This is a genomic window from Rhizobium sp. TAL182 (assembly GCF_002117725.1).
In the GTDB taxonomy this organism is placed as follows: Bacteria; Pseudomonadota; Alphaproteobacteria; order Rhizobiales; family Rhizobiaceae; genus Rhizobium; species Rhizobium esperanzae.
In genome coordinates this window covers 2,139,558-2,158,832 of the sequence record NZ_CP021024.1, presented here as the reverse complement: position 1 = coordinate 2,158,832, position 19,275 = coordinate 2,139,558, and the positions used below count along the sequence as shown (strand labels likewise).

15 protein-coding genes are annotated in these 19,275 nt (G+C 62.3%); 4 read left to right on the top strand and 11 right to left on the bottom strand.

The window, feature by feature from the left end; genetic code table 11:
- Positions 1-99: 99 nt before the first annotated feature.
- The gene (locus Tal182_RS10855; RefSeq protein ID WP_085859425.1) at positions 100-849 is read left to right on the top strand and encodes a cytochrome c biogenesis CcdA family protein; all 750 of its coding nucleotides are present in this window, start codon (positions 100-102) and stop codon (positions 847-849) included.
- Positions 850-1,032: 183 nt separating this feature from the next.
- Here Tal182_RS10855 and Tal182_RS10850 read toward each other — a convergent pair whose 3' ends face one another.
- Positions 1,033-4,368 (bottom strand): adenylate/guanylate cyclase domain-containing protein, encoded by a 3,336-nt coding sequence (locus tag Tal182_RS10850; protein ID WP_085859424.1) that lies wholly within the window; start codon positions 4,366-4,368, stop codon positions 1,033-1,035.
- Positions 4,369-4,711: 343 nt separating this feature from the next.
- On the opposite strand from Tal182_RS10850, the gene Tal182_RS10845 reads away from it, so the two are divergent.
- Complete coding sequence (locus Tal182_RS10845) at positions 4,712-5,674, top strand: AEC family transporter (protein ID WP_085859423.1); 963 nt, start codon at positions 4,712-4,714, stop codon at positions 5,672-5,674.
- Here Tal182_RS10845 and Tal182_RS10840 read toward each other — a convergent pair.
- The 5 genes from Tal182_RS10840 to cysG are packed head-to-tail and all read right to left on the bottom strand — an operon-like array spanning position 5,642 to position 10,846.
- Complete coding sequence (locus Tal182_RS10840) at positions 5,642-6,853, bottom strand: UbiH/UbiF family hydroxylase (protein WP_085859422.1); 1,212 nt, start codon at positions 6,851-6,853, stop codon at positions 5,642-5,644. The two genes, Tal182_RS10845 and Tal182_RS10840, sit on opposite strands and share 33 nt — an antisense overlap.
- 37 nt (positions 6,854-6,890) lie before the next feature.
- Positions 6,891-7,403 carry a DUF934 domain-containing protein gene (locus tag Tal182_RS10835; RefSeq protein ID WP_011425236.1) on the bottom strand — a complete coding sequence of 171 codons (513 nt, stop codon included), beginning with the start codon at positions 7,401-7,403 and terminating at the stop codon, positions 6,891-6,893.
- Between the two features lie 10 nt (positions 7,404-7,413).
- Positions 7,414-9,084, bottom strand: a complete 1,671-nt coding sequence (locus Tal182_RS10830; RefSeq protein WP_085859421.1) for a nitrite/sulfite reductase — start codon at positions 9,082-9,084, stop codon at positions 7,414-7,416.
- An 8-nt stretch (positions 9,085-9,092) separates the two neighbouring features.
- Entirely contained in the window at positions 9,093-9,407 is a 315-nt protein-coding gene (locus tag Tal182_RS10825) for a DUF2849 domain-containing protein (protein WP_010014500.1), read from the bottom strand.
- 2 nt (positions 9,408-9,409) lie between these two features.
- Positions 9,410-10,846 (bottom strand): siroheme synthase CysG, encoded by a 1,437-nt coding sequence (gene cysG, locus Tal182_RS10820; protein WP_085859420.1) that lies wholly within the window; start codon positions 10,844-10,846, stop codon positions 9,410-9,412.
- Positions 10,847-11,113: 267 nt separating this feature from the next.
- Between cysG and Tal182_RS10815 the strand changes: the two genes are divergently transcribed.
- Positions 11,114-11,701, top strand: coding sequence for a nucleoside deaminase (locus tag Tal182_RS10815; protein ID WP_085859419.1), 588 nt, complete (start codon positions 11,114-11,116; stop codon positions 11,699-11,701).
- Positions 11,702-11,707: 6 nt separating this feature from the next.
- Positions 11,708-12,547: a nucleoside triphosphate pyrophosphohydrolase gene (gene mazG / locus Tal182_RS10810; RefSeq protein ID WP_085859418.1), complete on the top strand. Its 840-nt coding sequence runs from the start codon at positions 11,708-11,710 to the stop codon at positions 12,545-12,547.
- A gap of 288 nt (positions 12,548-12,835) precedes the next feature.
- Here the strand turns inward: mazG and hflX are convergent, their stop codons facing one another.
- From hflX to Tal182_RS10785, 5 genes are all read right to left on the bottom strand, one after another.
- On the bottom strand, positions 12,836-14,161 hold the full coding sequence (gene hflX, locus Tal182_RS10805; RefSeq protein ID WP_085859417.1) for a GTPase HflX: 1,326 nt from the start codon (positions 14,159-14,161) through the stop codon (positions 12,836-12,838).
- A gap of 77 nt (positions 14,162-14,238) precedes the next feature.
- Positions 14,239-14,481 carry an RNA chaperone Hfq gene (gene hfq, locus Tal182_RS10800; protein ID WP_003539403.1) on the bottom strand — a complete coding sequence of 81 codons (243 nt, stop codon included), beginning with the start codon at positions 14,479-14,481 and terminating at the stop codon, positions 14,239-14,241.
- A 111-nt stretch (positions 14,482-14,592) separates the two neighbouring features.
- Entirely contained in the window at positions 14,593-15,456 is an 864-nt protein-coding gene (locus Tal182_RS10795) for a D-amino-acid transaminase (protein ID WP_085859416.1), read from the bottom strand.
- 62 nt (positions 15,457-15,518) lie between these two features.
- Complete coding sequence (locus tag Tal182_RS10790) at positions 15,519-16,883, bottom strand: sigma-54 dependent transcriptional regulator (RefSeq protein WP_011425228.1); 1,365 nt, start codon at positions 16,881-16,883, stop codon at positions 15,519-15,521.
- The gene (locus tag Tal182_RS10785; RefSeq protein ID WP_064810275.1) at positions 16,873-19,143 is read right to left on the bottom strand and encodes a PAS domain-containing sensor histidine kinase; all 2,271 of its coding nucleotides are present in this window, start codon (positions 19,141-19,143) and stop codon (positions 16,873-16,875) included. The genes Tal182_RS10790 and Tal182_RS10785 overlap by 11 nt, the downstream gene beginning before the upstream one ends.
- Positions 19,144-19,275 lie beyond the last annotated feature (132 nt).

Sequence of the window (19,275 nt, the reverse complement as noted above, 5' to 3'; positions counted from 1 at the left end):
CGCACGCAAAGGCAGATTTCTCGCCCACGCAAAAAGGTGATTGGCAATCCCGAGCCTGCGACGCTAGGAACAGGGCGCAGATGCAGCCGGAGAGAATGCGTGTCGATTGCCGATATTTCCCTGTGGAGCGCCTTGATAGCAGGGGCGCTTTCTTTCCTTTCGCCCTGCGTGCTTCCTCTCGTCCCGCCCTATCTCTGCTATATGGCCGGCATATCGGTCGAGCAGTTCCGGGGAGGCTCCGCGGTGGCGGTGGCGCCCGACGTCAGGCGCGGCGTGCTGTTCTCGGCGCTATTCTTCACGCTCGGCTTTGCCACCGTTTTCGTGGCGCTCGGCGCCGGAGCTTCCAGCATAGGCATGGCGCTTCGCCAGCATCTCGACCTGCTCTCCAAGATCGGCGGACTGATCATCATCGTCATGGGGCTGAATTTCCTCGGCCTCTTCCGAATCGGATTTCTGGGCCGCGAGGCGCGCTTCCAAAGTGGCGGCAAGCCGGCGACGCTGACGGGCGCCTACATCATGGGCCTGGCCTTCGCCTTCGGCTGGACGCCTTGCATCGGCCCGGTGCTCGGCGCGATTCTCGGTGTGGCCGCCTCGCGCGAGACGGTCGGCTCCGGCGCCGGGTTGCTTGCGATCTATTCGCTGGGCCTCGCCGTTCCCTTCTGGATCGCCGCCGGCTTTTCCGGCGCCTTCATGCGTTTCCTGTCGCGCTTCCGCCGTCATCTCGGCACGGTAGAAAAGGTGATGGGCGTCTTCCTCATCCTCACCGGCCTCGCCTTCCTGTTCGGCTGGGTCAGCGATGTGGCGATCTGGTTCCAGCAGACCTTTCCGATCCTGATGCAAATCGGCTAAACCCGTCTTACCCACTGAACATCCCCGGGAAGTGCGTGGGCTGCTTAAAAATAGCGCGGTGTCCAGATAACAATGCACATTGCCGCCTGAGGCCCAAATAGCCGTTCCAATCCGCGATCCTACCGATTGGTCCAGCGTGGGCGTGGCCTTACATAAGCGAAGACGAACGCATGCGGTGCCACTTTAACCGCCGAGGGTGGCCAGCGCCCTTTGCGCCGCAATGAGGTCGACGATTGGATACTTGGTGTTGAACGTGCGGACCACCGATTGCAGACGCCTCGTCGCCTCGTCAACACGACCTTGTCCCGCTAAAACTGGTGCGAGTTGGGCTGTGGCGCGAAGCTCGAAGAGCCTCGCTTGCTGCCGATGGGCAATCGCAATTGACTGTTCGAATAGCTGTGTCGCACCCGTCAGGTCACCTCTGCCCGCGGCGATTTGGCCACGAAGGCGAACACATTCTGCCAAGTAGCTCGCTTCATCCGTATCGGAAACGAGTGTGTCGATGTCATCAAGCATATGAGACGCCTCTTCGAGGCGACCGGCTCGCAGGAGTAGATCGCACAGTGCGCATGTTTTCTCGGGAGTATGAAAAACAACGCCCTGTCCACGCCAAAGGATAATACTCTCCCCGACATCATCGATACCAGCGTCTAGTTCGCCCAGTTGCGCGCGGGCATGGCCACGCCACCTAAGGCCGCTGCCTCGACGTGCCGTGTAGCCGTGCAGTTCACAAATTTCGACTATCTTCCTAGCGTTTTCAAGCAGTTGTTCATATTGGCCGAGTAGCGCGTCCAATTGGCACCGCTCAAGAAGATACCAGGCGATGTCGAAGGGCTTATCGAGCTGACCGACATTTTGAAACGCGCGTTGCTTCGCTTCGATTGCAGCGTCAAAGAAACCCAATATCATCAGTGCCTCGCTAAAATAGCCCAGGGCCGAGATACGCTGATCCGCGCCGGCGAACAAAATACGACGGTCTGCGTCGACACCATCAAGCAGATCCAGCGCATTGCGCAAGGCATCCTGCGCCAGCGACTGTTCTCCCCGGTTGAAATGAGCCATTCCCTTTGAGGCCAGAAGGCCACTCAGATAGGCCTTTGGCAGGAGAGTGGAAGTGTTTGCGAGCTGCTCTTGTACCAAAGCCAGGTAATCGTGGTTGTGGCCAGAAGCATAATGAAATGGCGCGAGTGAAAGCGCAGCTTCACATCGCAATTCGACGCCTGTCGTGTTTGCGGCGGCAAGACGTGCATCTTCGAGCGTCTTAGCAAGGCGCTCGGAACGATACCCTTCCGCCTGCATCAAGGCATTCGCCATCGCAAGGTAGAGCGTTGTCATCCGCTCCGCGCCGCCGGTGACATTGCCTAGCCGCCTGCAGCACTCGATAGCACTGGCATAATGCGAAACTGCTTCCCGTGTGGCAGCCCTTGCCAAGGCGGCTGCACCTGCTTTTTGCCAGTAATCGAGTGCGCCCGCCAAATCCCCGGCTTTGTGAAGGTGATGTGCAAGCAATTCGGGTTGCACTTCCGTGATTTCAGACCATTGTTCCTCCAACGTGATTGCGACACGCCTGTGCAACTCCTGGCGCTTGGCACGCAGCAGGGTGCCATACGCTGCGTCCTGAACGAGGGCGTGCTTGAAGAGGTATGTGGCCAGTGGTCGCGTGCCGCGACAGAACGCGAGGCCTGCGGCGGCTAGCTGATCCAGGGCGCCATCCAGCTCAACCGCGTTCCGCCGTGCAACTGCGGCCACCAACTCGTAGGAGAATTCACGCCCGACAACAGCGGCGATCTGGGCAACCTCCTTGGCGACAGGGCCAAGACGATCGAGGCGCGCCATCAGTGACGCCTGTAGTGTAGCCGGGACGTTCAACACGGTCATGTCCGCCCGCGAAGGTGCAGTACTGGTGCTGCCGCTCTCCAGCACTGCCTTCGTCAGTTCCTCGACGAAGAGTGGCACCCCATCAGTACGCTCAATGATCTCGGCGACGACTTCGTTCGGCAGCTCTCCGTTGCCGACCACTTGTTGAACGAGCGCAGCGCGTTCCCGGCGATCGAGCCGATTGAGCACGAGCATCGTGACGTGGGCCTGCCCGGTCCACGGCGCCTGAAACTCGGGACGAAAGGTCACGACAAGCAGAGCCGGCAAACGTTGCACACGGTCGATAACAAGGTCGAGCAGCTCGCGCGAACTGGGATCGATCCAGTGCACGTCCTCGTAAATCATCAGAACCGGACCTTGTCGCGCCAGATGTTCGAGCTGCTCGAGCAGCGCCTCGAAGGTTCTCTCCTTCTTACGTTGGGGCGTCAGCAGAAGAGGTGGGAAGCGGCCCTCGGTCGACAAGGACAACAGCTCGGCCAGCAGCGCTCCGTCCTCCGGGGAGGTGGGGGGCAGCAGCGTCGCAAGCTTTTCCAACTTGCTCTCGAGGGTGTCGTCGCGCTCCAATCCGGCGGCGCGTTCGAGCTGCACAATGATCGGACGGAGTGCACTGTCCTGGTGGTGCGGTGAGCAAAAGTAACGTAGCCGGGTGTGCGGCTCATTCTGGATACGCTCCTGCAAAGTGACGGTGAGACGTGATTTTCCGATGCCCGGTTCGCCTGACAGCAGCACGACGCGCCCTTCACCACTTTTGGCGCGCCGCCAAGAGCGTTGCATCAGTTCGATCTCCTCTTCACGCCCGACCAGCGGCATCGGCGTTGCTCCGTGCAGCGCCTCGAACCTGCTTTCGACAATGCTTTCGCGAAGCACTCGATAGGGATGGACAGGATAGGCAAATCCTTTGACTTCGACGGCCCCAAGATCGCGGTATTCGAAAAGATCACCCAGCAACTGCCTCGTCTGCGGCCCGATCACTACCGCGTCTGGTTCGGCCAGTGCCTGAAGGCGGGCGGCGAGATTAGGCGTCTCGCCAACGACACCGCGCTCTTGCCCTTCACCGGAAATGATCAAATCGCCGACGACGACTTCGCCGGTTGCGATACCAATGCGAACCTGCAATCTCTCCGATCCCTGCAGCCGCCTGATAGCGTCGACGAGCGCAAGGCCGGCGCGCACTGCCTGCTCCGCCGCGTTCTCATCTGCCTGTGGATAGCCGAAATACACCAGCACCCCATCACCCATGTACTTGGCGACGAAGCCGCCGAAGCGGGAGACCGCATTGGCCACAGAGAAGTGATATGCTCCAAGGATCTCACGCAGGTCCTCAGGATCCACGCGCGACGCGAGAGCGGTCGAGCCGACAAGATCGACGAACATGACGGTCAGCTGTCGACGCTCTGCGACGGGTTCTGCAGCACGACTTTGACCTACTGGCTCCTCAGGGCCGGGACGCGGCTGGCTGGTCGATAACCGCAGCTCCACTATCGCTTTGAGCAGGCGCTTGCGATGGCCGAGTAGCACACCGAGCTGCTGGAGGTCGGCGTCGGTCAACTCGGACACGACCTCGGCGTCAATCGCGTTGTCGCGAAACGCCTGCTCGTAGCGCTCCAGCCCGAGACCTTGCAGCCAATCGGCAACGTCCATAGCAACTCTCCAAAGGCTGAACTCGGCCGTCGACCTATATTAGCCCATACCGATGCGAATTGCTCGCTGGTGGAAGACCAATATCGCGGGAAGTATCGAGGTGGGTTCTGGTCTAGGAGGCTCGACGGATTCTGCCCACAAGCAAGCATCAAATTCACGGGGCAGTAAAACCAAGCCTCAAGCCCTTGGCGCGTCTATGGGTGCCAATTTCGAATTGAAGGGCCTGACATTTTTAACGGGACAAACAGCAACTTTTCTGCGATGCAGCCGAAAAATAATGCTTCGTAATCAATGCCCGACAAAATCAAAATGACATTTGTGTCGAGCCCATTCAGGAAGACCTTTGGCCGATATCGTCAGCCTGCTCCTGCCGTTCTTCGGCCTGATCCTGATCGGTTACGTCGCCGCAAAGGCGACGAAGCAGCCGGCCGAGGCGCTTGGCTGGCTGAACACCTTCATTATCTATGCCGCCCTGCCCGCTTTGTTCTTCAAGCTCGTCTCGCGCACGCCGATCGAAGAGCTGACGCGGGTCGATTTCATTGTCACCGATATCGCCGCGACCTATGCGGTCTTCGTCCTGCTCTTTGTCATCGGCCGTTTCGTGCGCCGCAATCCGCTTGATGAATGCACCATCCAGTCCTTTGCCGGCGCCTATGGCAATATCGGCTACATGGGGCCTGGGCTGGCGCTGCTGGCGCTCGGCGAAGGCGCTGCCGTGCCGGTGGCGCTGATCATCTGCTTCGAAAACGCGCTGCATTTCATCGTGACGCCAGCCCTTATGGCGGCAGCCGGCGACGACAAGCGTTCGGCAGGCCGGCTCGCCGCCGATATTGCCCGCAAGGTGGCGCTGCATCCGTTCATCCTGTCGACGACGGCAGGCTTTGCCGTCGCCGCCTTTCACATCGACCAGCCGCTGGCCTTTCAGCGGCTTGTCGACTACCTCGCTCAGGCAGCTGCTCCCTGCGCCCTCTTCGCCATGGGCGTCACGCTGGCTCTGAGGCCGCTGAAGCGGATTCCGGCGGAGATTTCCTATATCGTGCCGGCGAAGCTGATCCTGCATCCGATCGCGGTGTTCCTCGCGCTGACGACCGTCGGCGGTTTCGAGCCGGTCTGGATCCAGTCGGCCGTGCTGCTCGCCTCACTGCCGACGGCGACCAATGTCTTCGTCATCGGCCAGCAATATGGCGTGTGGCAGGAGCGCGCCTCGGCGACGATCCTGATCACGACGGTGCTTTCGGTGGCCACCGTTTCGCTCTGGCTGATTACGGTCCGCTCAGGCCTTCTTTCGCTTCAGCTTTTCCCGTAGAGCATCGGGAATATCGCGAAAACCACGGCCGGGCTCGATGCCTTCGCGCATGACGAGGTTGCGCAGCGGCGGAATGGCCGAGAGGATGTGCAGGCCGGCGGCGCGCAGCACCTGCACGGGGAGGAAATCGGAAAGCAGCGAACGGTTGAGCAGATCGACGCTCGCGGTGCGCGTCATGATGTCGGCGCGGCGGCGGCGGTCGAAGCTTTCGCCGGCATCGGCCGGCACCGGCAGTTCCGCCCTGTCGCAGAGGATATCGGTGAGCGCCATGATATCGCGCAGGCTGAGATTCAGCCCCTGCGCTCCGATCGGCGGGAACACATGGGCGGCCTCGCCGATCAACGCCATGCGTCCCTTGCCGAAACGATGGGCCATCATGCCCGACAGCGGCCAGACCTGGACGCCTTCCTCGATGCTTATCTTGCCGAGCATGGACTGCATCTGCGTCTCGACGAGAGAGCCCAGTTCGGCCAGCGGCAGCTCCAGGCGGGCGGTCGCCTCGGCGGGATCCTGCACCCAGACAAGACTGGAGCGGCTTCCTGGCAGCGGCACCTGGGTGAAAGGACCGTGTTTGGTATGGAATTCGCTCGAAATGTTCTGGTGCGGCAGCGAATGGGCGAAATTCAGCACCATGGCCGATTGCGGGTAGGACCAGTTGCGCACGCCGATACCTGCCGCCTCGCGCAGCTTCGAGCCGCGGCCGTCGGCGCCAACGGCGAAATCTGCCGTCAGCGTCTCGCCGCCGGCAAGCGTGATCGACACTCTCTCGGTTGATATCTCAATCGATTCGGCCATATCGGTGAAGCGGGTGATATTGCGCTCGCCGGCCGTGGCCGCTTCGAGAATCTCGGTCAGCGCCTTGTTGGGGAAATTGTAGCCGAAGGCATCGAGGCCGACCTCGGCCGCGCGGAACGTGGTGGTCGGCGCGCGCAGCAGCCGGTCGGTGCCGTCGATGATGCGCATGCTGGTGAGAGGCGCCGCCGCCGAGCGCAGCTTTTCCCAGACCGTCAGGCGGTCGAGGAAGCGGATCGACTGATCCATCAGCGCCGTCGTGCGCCGGTCCTCCTTTGCAGCAACGGGAGCCACCAGCGCCACGCTGCGGCCGCCGCGGCCAAGCGCAACGGCGGCGATCATGCCGGCGAGGCCGCCACCGATCACCGCGATTTCGAATGTCTTCATGCTAAATTCCGCCATCGTAAAGAGGCGGACCCGTCGCTTATGCGGCCGGCTTCGCCTGACGGCGCCAACTATAGCCCTTGCCGGCTTCGGCGTCACGCACCGCCGGTTGATAATGATGGGGAATGGCGGGCAGACGGTTTTCGGCAAGCCGCTTCAGCGCCGTGGCGTTGGTCACGGCAAAGCTGTCGATGCCGACACGCAGCATCAGCGGCACCTGGTCGATCAGCACGTCGCCGACGGCGCGCAGTTCGCTGGTGTAGCCGAGGCGCTGGCGCAGCAGCGAGGCATGGCTGAAGGCGCGGCCGTCGTTGAAGGCAGGAAAGGCGACCGCCACGATTGCGAGGCGATCGAGATAAGGCTCCAGCCGGCGCACGTCGTCGGCCGGCTTGATCAGCACGCCGAGGCCGGCATCGTTGCTTCCATCGGCCTTTGCGATCAGTTCATCGAGGCTGAGCAGCGGCTTCTGCTCGCCTGTTGCCTTCACCTCGTCGGTTTCGATCAGCCAGGGATCGTTGTCGACAAAACCGGTTTCTCTCCAGATCTTCGTCATCATCCCCTCCTTAAGCCGCTTCGGCGGCCGAGCCGTAGAGCGCATCCTTGAAAGGCTGCGGCCCGACGCGGCGATAGGCGGCGAGGAAGGTTTCGGATTGATCCAGACGCAGGCCGAGATAGGTGTCGACGATCGTCTCGATCGCATCCGTCACCCGGTCCGGCTCGAAGCCGCGGCCGATGATCTCGCCGATCGAGGTATGTTCGTCGCCGGAACCGCCGAGCGTGATCTGGTAGAGTTCGGCGCCCTTCTTCTCGACACCGAGCAGGCCGATATGGCCGACATGGTGATGGCCGCAGGCATTGATGCAGCCGGAGATCTTGATCTTCAGCTCGCCGATCTCGGCCTGGCGTTCGGGACTGCCGAAACGGCGGGAGATTTCCTGCGCCACCGGAATGGAGCGCGCATTGGCGAGCGCACAGTAGTCCAGCCCCGGACAGGCGATGATATCGGTGATCAGGCCGGCATTGGCTTCGGCCAGATTGATGGCGACGAGGCCGCGATAGACCGCCTCGAGATCGGCCAGCGCCACATGCGGCAGGATCAGGTTCTGCTCATGGCTGACGCGGATTTCGTCGAAGGCATATTCCTCGGCGAGATCGGCGACGGCATCCATCTGCGCATCGGTGGCGTCGCCCGGAATGCCACCGATCGGCTTCAGCGAGATCGTCACCATGCCGTAATCGGGGTTCTTGTGCGGCTGCACATTCTGCTGGACCCAGCGGGCGAAAGCCGGATCGGCCTTCTTCCAGCGGGCGAGGTTTTCCCAGCCCTCGGCACGCTGAGGCAGGTCAGGCAGCGCGAAATAGGCGGCGATCGCCTCGACATCCTGTTCGGGCAGCTTCAGCTCGCTATCCTTCAGGGCGGCGAATTCGGCCTCGACCTGACGCGCCAGTTCCTCGGCGCCGGTCTCGTGCACGAGGATCTTGATGCGGGCCTTGTACTTGTTGTCGCGCCGGCCGTGCAGATTGTACACCCGCACGATCGCCGTGGTGTAAGAGAGCAGATCTTCCTCGGGCAGGAAGTCGCGGATCAGCTTGGCGATCATCGGCGTGCGGCCCTGGCCACCGCCGACATAGACGGCAAAGCCGATCTCGCCCTTGTCGTTCTTCTTCAGGTGCAGGCCGATATCATGGACCTGGATGGCGGCGCGGTCGCGCTCGGCGCCTGTCACGGCGATCTTGAACTTGCGCGGCAGGAAAGAGAATTCCGGGTGGACGGACGACCACTGGCGCAGGATTTCCGCATAGGGCCTGGGATCAGCGATCTCGTCGGCGGCAGCACCGGCGAAGTGGTCGGCGGTGACGTTTCTGATGCAGTTGCCCGAGGTCTGCAGGGCGTGCATCTCGACGCTTGCAAGATCGGCCAGCGCATCGGGAATGTCGGACAGCTTCGGCCAGTTGAACTGGAGGTTCTGGCGCGTGGTGAAGTGGCCATAGCCGCGGTCATAGGTACGGGCGATATGGGCGAGCATGCGCAGCTGACGTGCGCTCAGCGTGCCGTAGGGAATGGCGATGCGCAGCATGTAGGCATGAAGCTGCAGGTAGACGCCGTTCATCAGGCGCAGCGGCTTGAACGCGTCCTCGGCTAGCTCGCCGGAAAGGCGGCGCTGAACCTGGTCGCGGAACTGCTCGACGCGCTCGCTGACAAAGGCATGATCAAATTCGTCGTAACGGTACATCGTCTTCCTCAGACTGCAATGAATTCGGGATCGGCAGGAGCGTAGCCCGGCGCATATTCCATGGTCGGCCCTTGCGCGCGGATGCGCTCGCGAAGGCGAAGCGGCCAGAGAATGCCGTTGGTTTCCTGAACGTCGACGACGGCGACGTCAACGACCTCATTGTCGGCATAGGACTTTTTGCCAATGGCTTCCAATGCTTCGACGGCTTCGTTGTGACGGGCGACAAGCGCCTCCTGCAGCGAGGTCGACCATTTGCCGTTGGCATCCAGCCAGACGGCAATGCCGTCCGTCAGCCGGTTGGCGGTCAGGACCTTGTCACCCATATTCAGCTCCTTGCAAATTCCTCGAGCCTGGCGTTCTCGCGCATCAGCGGCTCGGACAGTTCGAAATTGGCGCCGGCGACCGCATCGCCGATAATGACCATCACAGGGCCGGTCAGCTCGTCGCGGTGCTGCAGATCGGGCAGATCGGCGAGCGTGCCATGCAGCAGCCGCCGCTCGGCGCGGCTGGCATTCTCGATGACGGCAACCGTGGTCTCGGCGGGAATGCCGGCCTGCATCAGCCGCTCGGCGACCGACGCGGCAACGGTGCGGCCCATGTAAACGGCGATCGTCGCACCCGAGACGGCAAGGCTTGCCCAGTCGGGCAGCACGTCGCCGGTGAGATCATGGCCTGTCGTGAAGACGAGCGAGGAGGCGACGCCTCGCAGCGTCAGCGGCAGCTCGAAATCGGCAGCGGCGGCGAAGGCCGAGGTGATGCCGGGCACGACCTCAAAGGTAACGCCGGCAGCGCGCAAGGCGGCCATCTCTTCCCCTGCCCGGCCATAGACCAGCGGATCGCCTGACTTGAGCCGGACGACGCGTTTGCCCTGGCGGCCGAGATCGACGAGCAGCTCGTTGATCTCTTCCTGCGACTTGGAATGACAGCCCTTGCGCTTGCCGACTGAAAGGCGTTCGGCATCGCGGCGGCCCATATCGACGATCGCCTGCGGCACGAGCGCATCGTAGACGATGACATCGGCTTCCATCATCACGCGCTGGGCGCGCAGCGTCAGCAGATCCTCAGCCCCCGGACCGGCGCCGACAAGCCAGACATGGCCGGCGACCTTGTCCATCGAAGAGAGCAGCCGGTCGGCAGCGTGGCGGGCCTGCGGCAGGTTGCCATTGGCGACCGCATCGGCAACGGGGCCGGAAAAGAATCGGCGCCAGAAGACCCGGCGTGAAACGCCGCGGGGAACCAGCTGCTCGACGGATTTGCGATAGCTCGTCGCCAGCGCGGCCAGGCGCCCGAGCGAAGGGGAAAGAAGCTGGTCGATCTGGGCGCGGATCATCTGCGCCAGAACCGGCCCCGCCCCCTCGGTGCCGATCGCAACGGCGACCGGGGCCCGATTGACCAGCGCCGGCGTGAAGAAATCGCAGTAGTCGGGCTGATCGACGGCATTGGCCGGGATCTTCGCGGCGCGGGCGGCATCGACGATGCGGCGATCTTCGGCCTCATTACCGGTGGCGGCAAAGACCAGGGCCGCACCCTCGACCTGACCGGCGGAAAAGCCGGTGCGCACCGTCTCGATGCGGTTGGCGATCAGGAAGGCATGATAATCGGCTTCCGGCCGCTCGGCATAGGCGAAGATCCGTGCCCTTGTGTTCAAGAGCAGCCGCACCTTGGCGAAAGCCTCGTCGCCATTGCCGAAGACAGCCGTCTTCTGGCCTTCCACGCGAAAGAAAGCTGGAAATACCGAAAGCTGCTCAGTCTTGGGAGACATTACCAATCCACTTCGAAGTTGCCAGAATATGCCTGTGATCGACAAGCGATTGAAGGAACAGAAATTCGAAAGCCCCGGCAAGCGCGTATTCTTTTGCTCGCCTCACCGGCGATTTGAGAAAAGTCAACCGTGCCGACGACAACCACCTGTTCCCACTCTCTTTGTTGCGGTGCAGTGTAAAGCCTGTGACAAACGACGTCCACCGGCGTTTGCCGCATTTCGCTCGTGCCGCCAAGGCGATAGACTGGGGCAAACCGGAGATCATCAATGCCCGACAAGACCATTGCCGCCCGCCTGCTTTCGGTCATCGAAGGGGATATCCTGCCGCTGACCGAACGCGGCGTCTCCTTGGGCAACAAGGTGTTCGGCGCGGCAATCCTGCGCAAATCCGATCTGTCGCTCGTCGTCGCCGAGACCAATAACGAGCTCGACAATCCGCTCTGGCACGGCGAGGTGCATACGCTGAAGCGCTTCTACGAGCTCGGCGACAGGCCGGCGACCAAGGAGCTGATCTTCCTGTCGACCCACGAACCCTGCACCATGTGCATGTCGGCGATCACCTGGGCGGGATTCGACAATTTCTACTATTTCTTCAGCCACGAGGATTCGCGCGATGCCTTCGCCATTCCGCACGACCTGAAGATCCTGAAGGAGGTCTTCGGGCTTGAACCCGGCGGCTATCGCAGGCAGAACGCCTTCTGGAACAGCTTTGCCATCGCCGATCTGGTCGAGACCGAGGAGGCTTCCCGGAAGACGGCGCTGAAGGCGCAGACCGCCCGCATCAAGGTGCGCTACGATGCGCTGTCTTCCACCTACCAGTCGTCGAAGAGCGCCAACGACATTCCCCTGAACTGAGGCACCATGGAACCTTCCAAAGACATTTCGCGGCTGATCGAGATCATGGCGGCGCTGCGCCATCCCGAAACCGGCTGCCCCTGGGATATCGAGCAGAATTTCCAGACGATCAAGCCCTACACGATCGAAGAAGCCTATGAGGTCTCCGACGCGATCGAGCGCGGCGATATGGACGATCTCTGTGATGAACTCGGTGACCTGCTTCTACAGGTCGTCTTTCACGCCCGCATGGCCGAGGAGGCCGGCGAATTCTCTTTCGGCGACGTGGTCAACGCCATTACCACCAAGATGATCCGCCGCCATCCGCATGTCTTTGCCCGCTCGGCAGCCGATACGCCCGATGCAGTCAAGATCCAGTGGGACGAAATCAAGCAGGCGGAAAAACGCGAGCGCGCCGAGCGCCGGGCCAGGCGCGGCATCACCGAGGATTTCAAGGGCGGCTTCTTAGGCTCGGTGCAGCGCAGTTTTCCGGCGCTAACCGAGGCGCTGAAGCTGCAGGAACGCGCCGCCAAGGTCGGCTTCGACTGGTCGGCGCCCGAGCCGATCCTCGACAAGATCGAGGAGGAGATCGGCGAATTGCGGGTGGCGCTTCGGGAAGATGACCGGGCGAAGGTCAGCGACGAACTCGGCGATTTGATTTTCGCGGTGGTCAACATCGGCCGGCATGTGAAAGCTGATCCGGAAGATGCACTGCGTAGCACGAATACGAAATTCCGGCGTCGCTTCAAGCACATCGAGAACGTTCTTGAAGCGGAAGGCGAGACGCTGGAGGCGGCCAGCCTTGAGCGGATGGAAGAGATATGGCAGGCTGCAAAGGCGATCGAAAGAGCGCTCGTGGCTGGGTAGGTCAGGCTGAGTTTGGCGAGGAACCAACTCCACTCTCCGTCGTCCTCGGCCTTGAGTCGAGGACCCACGCCACGACTGCTGGCGATGCGGCGTGGATGCTCGGCTCAAGGCCGAGCATGTCGGAGGGTGGGTTAAAGTCGCCGGAGATGGCTCACCCTGAGCGCGAACGAAGAAGGGCATGAAGGGCGTGCCGTGTGCCCCCTCATCCGACCCTTCGGGCCACCGACCAGGGTCGAGCCACAGGTCTCGACCCGTCCTTCGGACCCCCGCTGGGGAGAAGGGAGTGCCTCACCGCTCCCAATCCTCACGCGGCGGCTTCGGGCCGTTGCCAATGCGGCGTTCGAGTTCGGCGGCCTCGGTTTCGGAGAGGCGCAGGTCGAGCGTAATCGAGCCGTCCTCATTGTCCTCGCGGCCGTCGACGATGGCGTGGTCGTAAAGCCAGGGCAGTAGCGCCAGCTTGTCGACCGGAAGGCGGATGGTCGTTTCGGTCATCACGCCGGAAAGCCTGCGGCTGATCTCATCCATCAGCGTGTCGACGCCCTCGCCGCTGACGGCCGAGACGGCGACGACATTGCTGGCGCCCGCCGCCCTCTGCACCATGGTGTCGTGGACCTCGGGCTCCAGCCGGTCGATCTTGTTCCACACCTCGATCAGCCGCTTCTCCGCTTCGGCCTCATCGATGCCGAGGTCGCCGAGAATGCGCATCACATCGGAGCTCTGCGCCTGGTTGTCGGGATCGGACATGTCGCGGACATGCAGGATGAGATCGGCTTCCAGCACCTCTTCCAGGGTGGCGCGGAAGGCGGCGACGAGATGGGTCGGCAGGTCGGAGATGAAACCGACCGTGTCGGACAGGATGACGGTGCGGCCATGCGGCAGTTTCATGCGGCGCAGCGTCGGGTCGAGCGTCGCAAATAGCATGTCTTCGGCCAGTACGCCGGCGCCGGTAATGCGGTTGAACAGGGTCGATTTGCCGGCATTCGTGTAGCCGACGAGCGCGACGATCGGGTGCGGCACCTTGCGGCGCTTGGCGCGGTGGAGCTGGCGGGTGCGCACGACCTGCTCCAGTTCGCGTTCGAGCTTGATGATGCGGTCCTGCAAGAGCCTTCGGTCGGCTTCGATCTGGGTTTCGCCCGGGCCGCCCATGAAGCCGCCGCCGCCGCGCTGGCGTTCGAGGTGGGTCCAGCTGCGGACCAGCCGGCCTTTCTGATAATTCAGATGGGCGAGATCAACCTGCAGCGTGCCTTCCTTGGTGGAGGCGCGGCGGCCGAAGATTTCGAGGATCAGGCCCGTGCGGTCGATGACCTTGGCATTCCATTCCTTTTCGAGATTGCGCTGCTGCACCGGCGTCAGCGGATGATCGACGATGACGAGACCGGAATCGCGCTCATCGAGCAGTGCCTTGATCTCCTCGATCTTGCCGGTGCCAAGCAGCGTCGCCGGTCTCGGATCATTGACCGGCACGATCGAGCCGTTGACGACATCGAGATCGATCGCCTGGGCAAGGCCCGTCGCCTCTTCAAGCCGGCTTTCCGGGGTGCGGGTCGAGGCCGATTCGGTCTGGCCGCCGCGATTGCGCGACTTCAGAACCGGCACAACGACGGTCGCGCGCATATCGTCCCTGTGCTTGGCGGCCTCAGGGATGATCGAATCGTTCTTGGTATCGCGTGTCGAAATGACGGCTGATCCTGTTAGGACGCGGCTTCTTCACTCTCGAACATCTGCATGGGCTGACCCGGCATGATCGTCGAGATCGCATGCTTATACACGAGCTGCGAGTGGCCGTCACGGCGAAGCAGAACACAGAAATTGTCGAAGGAGGTAACAACACCCGTGAGTTTCACGCCGTTGATCAAAAAGATTGTCAGGGAAATCTTTTGTTTGCGAACAGTATTGAGAAATAAGTCCTGCAAATTCTGAGAACGTTCCGCCATCGCGCCGCTTCTTTCTTTATTGCCGACCCGTGTTGGCCGGTAGAATATCAATCAACCTCTCCAAGCGAGACCGGCAGCACCCTCATTCCACCGGTCCAGCAAATCTTGGTATCAAATCGCAATCTTTTCCGCAACGTCGAAAAAGGCTTCGCGGATTTTCTGCGAGACGCTGCCGGGATGGCCGTTGGCGATCGGCAGACCATCGACGGAAACGACCGGAAAACAGATACTTGTGGCTGCCGTCAGGAAGACCTCGCGGCCCGCGAGCATTTCGGAAACAGAGAAATTCCGCTCGGCGATCTTCAAGCCCAGCTTGGCTGCCACATCCATCAATGTGGTGCGGGTAATGCCGCGCAGGATGCCGTGTTCGGCCGGACGGGTCACCAGCGTTCCATCCGAATCGACCATCCAGACATTGGTCGCCGCCCCTTCCTTCACCATGCCGTCGCCATCGACATAGATCGCCTCCTGGGCACCGGCTTCCTTAGCCTGCTGGCGGGCCATGGCATTCGGCAGCAGGCCGACGGATTTGATGTCGACGCGGTCCCAGCGGTTGTCGGTGACGGTGATCGCCTTGATACCGTTGGCATTCTTGGCGGCGATGATCTTCGGATCGGTGCTCTTTGCGGTGATGACGAGCGAGGGCGGTGTGCCCTCAGCCGGGAAGACATGGTCGCGGCGGGCGACGCCGCGCGTCACCTGCAGGTAGAAAAGCCCGTTGCGCACATGATTGCGGCGCAGCGTCTCGCGAATGACTTGCGTCAGTGCGGCCCGGCTCATCGGCCAGGCGATGCTGAGTTCCCCGAGTGAACGGCCGAGCCGGTTCAGATGGCGGGTGAGATCGACGATATAGCCGTGGCGGATCTCGCAGACCTCGTAGACCCCGTCGGCGAACTGGTAGCCGCGGTCCTCGATATGCACGCTGGCATCGGAATGCTTGACGTAGCGGCCATTGACATAGGCAATTCTCGGCATGGGAAACTTGATCTTCGGGATGTGGGAGGGACGCAGCGCGGCGGCGGGCCGCGCCGACAGGATCAGACGCCGAGCGACTTCAGCTTGCGGTGCAGCGCCGAGCGCTCCATGCCGACGAATTCGGCGGTGCGCGATATATTGCCGCCGAAGCGATTGATCTGGGCAATCAGATAATCCTTTTCGAACATCTCGCGGGCTTCGCGCAGCGGCAGCGTCATGATGTGATAATCGTTCTTGGCCGAAACCTTGGGCAGCATGTCTCCGAGGTCGGTCGGCAGCATGTCGGCGGTGATCGGCGTATCCGGGCCGTCGGTGCGGGCAAGGATCATCAGCCGCTCGATGTTGTTGCGCAGCTGGCGGATATTGCCCGGCCAGTCATGCGCCTGCAGCACCGCCATGGCGTCGTCGCCGATGCGGCGCGGACGAATGCCGGCCTGTTCTGATATCTGGCGCATCAGCTGGTCGACGAGGAAGGGAATATCCTCGCGGCGCTCGGCAAGCTGCGGCACGCGCACCGGCACGACGGCCAGGCGATGATAGAGATCCTCGCGGAACCAGCCTTCGGCGATGCGGCTTTCGAGATTATAGGCGGTCGAGGAAATGATACGGACGTCGACCTTGACGCGCTTCGAACCGCCGACACGCTCGAACTGCTGATCGACAAGCACACGCAGGATCTTGTTCTGCGTCTCGCGCGGCATCTCGCCGACCTCGTCGAGATAAAGAATGCCGCGATGGGCTTCCTCGAGTGCGCCGATCTTGCGCGCCTGGCCGGGCGTGCCTTCGGTGCCGAAGAGCGCCACTTCCATGCGATCGGGCGTGATGTTGGCAGCGTTGAGCGCGACAAACGGGCCGTTGGCGCGGGCCGACTTCTTGTGGATCATCCGCGCTACCAGCTCCTTGCCGGAACCGGACGCGCCAAGAATCATGATGCGGCTGTTGGTCGGCGACACCTTCTCGATCGTCTGGCGCAGTTGCGAGACGGCAACCGAAGTGCCGATCAGTTCCAAGGCGTCGCCCGTGCGCCGCTTCAGCTCGGAAACCTCGCGCTTGAGCTTGGAGTTTTCCAGAGCGCGTTCGGCGATCAGGATCAGCCGGTCGGCCTTGAAAGGCTTTTCGATGAAATCGAAAGCGCCGCGCTTGATCGCCGAGACCGCGGTTTCGATGTTGCCGTGGCCTGATATCATCACGACCGGGAGATCGGGATGACGAGTCTTGATCTCGTCGAGCAGCGACAGTCCGTCGAGCTTGCTGCCCTGCATCCAGATATCGAGGAAGATCAGCCGCGGCACGCGATCTGATATCGCGGCCAGTGCGCTGTCGCTGTCATGGGCCGTGCGTGTCTCATGGCCTTCGTCGGAGAGAATGCCGGAAACGATCTCGCGAATATCGTGCTCGTCATCGACGACGAGAATATCAGAGGCCATAAGCGCTTTCCTTGTCATTGGCTGCGGGAGCGGCGGGCGCTGGCTCCAGGCGTGGCAGATGCACGCGGATCATGGCCCCTCTTCCCCGGTCAAAATCGGCGGGCGCATCGTGCAGCTCGAGCTGCCCGCCATGTTCCTCGATGATCTTCTTGACGATGGCGAGGCCGAGGCCGGTGCCCTTCTCGCGCATCGTCATATAGGGTTCCAGAATGCTGTGGCGGTTTTCCACGGGCAGGCCGCGACCATTGTCGATCACGTCGACGGTGAAACGGTCGCGGGCCACATCGAGCGCGGCGCGCACGAGAACCTTGCGCTCGTCGCGCTCATCACTCGGAACGGCTTCCAGCGATTCCACGGCATTCTTGATCAGATTGCCGAACGCCTGGCCAAGCATGCGACTGTCGAACAGGCCCTCCAGCGGCTTATCGCCAAACTCCGAGAGGAAGGTGACGTGATGATTGCCCATCTCGCGCAAGAAGATCGCGTCGCGCAGGATGTCGCGCAGGTCGCTCGGCTCCTTGGTCGGCTTCGGCATGCGGGCGAAAGCGGAGAATTCGTCGACCATGCGGCCGATATCGCCGACCTGGCGGATGATCGTATCGGTACATTGGTCGAAGACGGTGCGGTCGTCCTGGTTGATCTGCTTGCCGTAGCGGCGCTGGATGCGCTCGGCGGACAGCTGGATCGGCGTCAGCGGATTCTTGATCTCGTGGGCTATGCGCCTTGCCACGTCGCCCCATGCGGTCGAACGCTGGGCGATGACGAGATCGGTGATATCGTCGAGCGTGATGACGTAGGATTCACTCATGTCGCGCACTTCCTCGCGGGTGACCTGCACGCTCAGCGTCCTCACCGTACCGCCGCGCACCAGCGCGATCTGCTTGCGGAAATCGCCGCGATGACGCACCGCCGCCTCGGTCAGCACCTGATCGACCTCGGGCGCGATGTCGGCCAGCTGCTTGCCGAGCATCTCGTCGGCCGACAGCGACATCAGCGTCTCGGCAGAACTGTTGACGATGGCGATGCGGCGATCCTGTTCGACGCCGATAACGGCGGCGGTCACGCCAGACAAAACCGCTTCGATGAAGCGCCGGCGGTCGTCGACCTCGTCCTTGGCCTCGAGGATCTCGTCGCGCTGGGTGCGGATTTCCGAGATCATCTTGTTGAAGGTGCGCGACAGGTTGGCGACGTCGCCATCGACGGCATGCACCGGCACGACGATATCCATATTGCCCGATGCAACGCTGTCGGCCGCCGTGATCAGCAGCCGGATCGGCCGCACGATGCGGTCGGCGACGGCAATCGCCGTCCAGATCGCCGCAAGCAGCACGATCAGCGCGAAGCCGATGTAGAGCACGGCGAAGGCGATCTGCAGCGAGAAGCGGTTGGCCTCCATCGAGCGGTATTCGGTGGCGTTTTCCTCCATCATGCGCATGGCGCCCATGACCTTGGGATCGACGGCCCGCACCGTATAGAGAAACGTGCCCTGAATGGCATCGAGCTTGATGATGGCGCCGACGAGGTTGGTGACGCCGGGCGGAATGAGCGTCGGCTGGCCGGCCGCCGCCTTCTCCAGCGCATCCTGCGGAATGGCCGGCAACGGTTTTTCCGTGGTGATATCGGCCTGGACGACCACCGAACCGTCGCTTTCGACAAGGAAGGCGCCGAGCAGGCCGCGGCCCCTTGCCTGGCGCGTCATCAGTTCGGCAAAGCCCGTCCTGTCAAGGCTGTAGAGGGCGCGGTTGCGCTCCAGGTCGTTGGCCATGGAGACCGTCTGCCCCTGCAGGTAGCTGGCGTTCTCCATCATGTAGGCCTGGCCGATATTGCGCGACGAGCTGACGATCGACTGGGTGCGCAGCGCAAACCAGCGATCGAGGCCGGCATTCAGCGTGATGCTAGCGAAGATGGCAACGAGGATCGCCGGCGTGATCGCGACGATCGAGAAGAGCACGACGATACGAATGTGCAGGCGCGCGGCCGCCCTGCCCCGTGTGCGCGCCTTGAGCAGCCTTGACACCTCGCGGGCGATCAACGCCAGCAATGTCAGGACGAAGAAGGAATTGACGATCACCGAGGTGATGACGACATGCGAGGTCGGCGCGATCGGCGTCAGGCCAAGCAGGATGAAGAGTGTGATCGTGGCGCAGAGAAGCGCGCCGCCGGCGAGCACCAGGCCGGGCACGGCGAAAAGGGCGCGGCGATCGGTCACCGTCGTCACCGTCTCGCCCGCCGCCGCCGGCGCTACCCCATCCTGCGTCATTCGGCCTCTCTCCAGACGGCACCCCGCCGTCCCGCCATCCGACCGAAACCAAAGAACGCCGGCTCAGGAGAGCCAGCGTCGGAACGACTCGATCGGGAGCGAAATGTCCAAAACCCTTGCGTGACCTTTAAG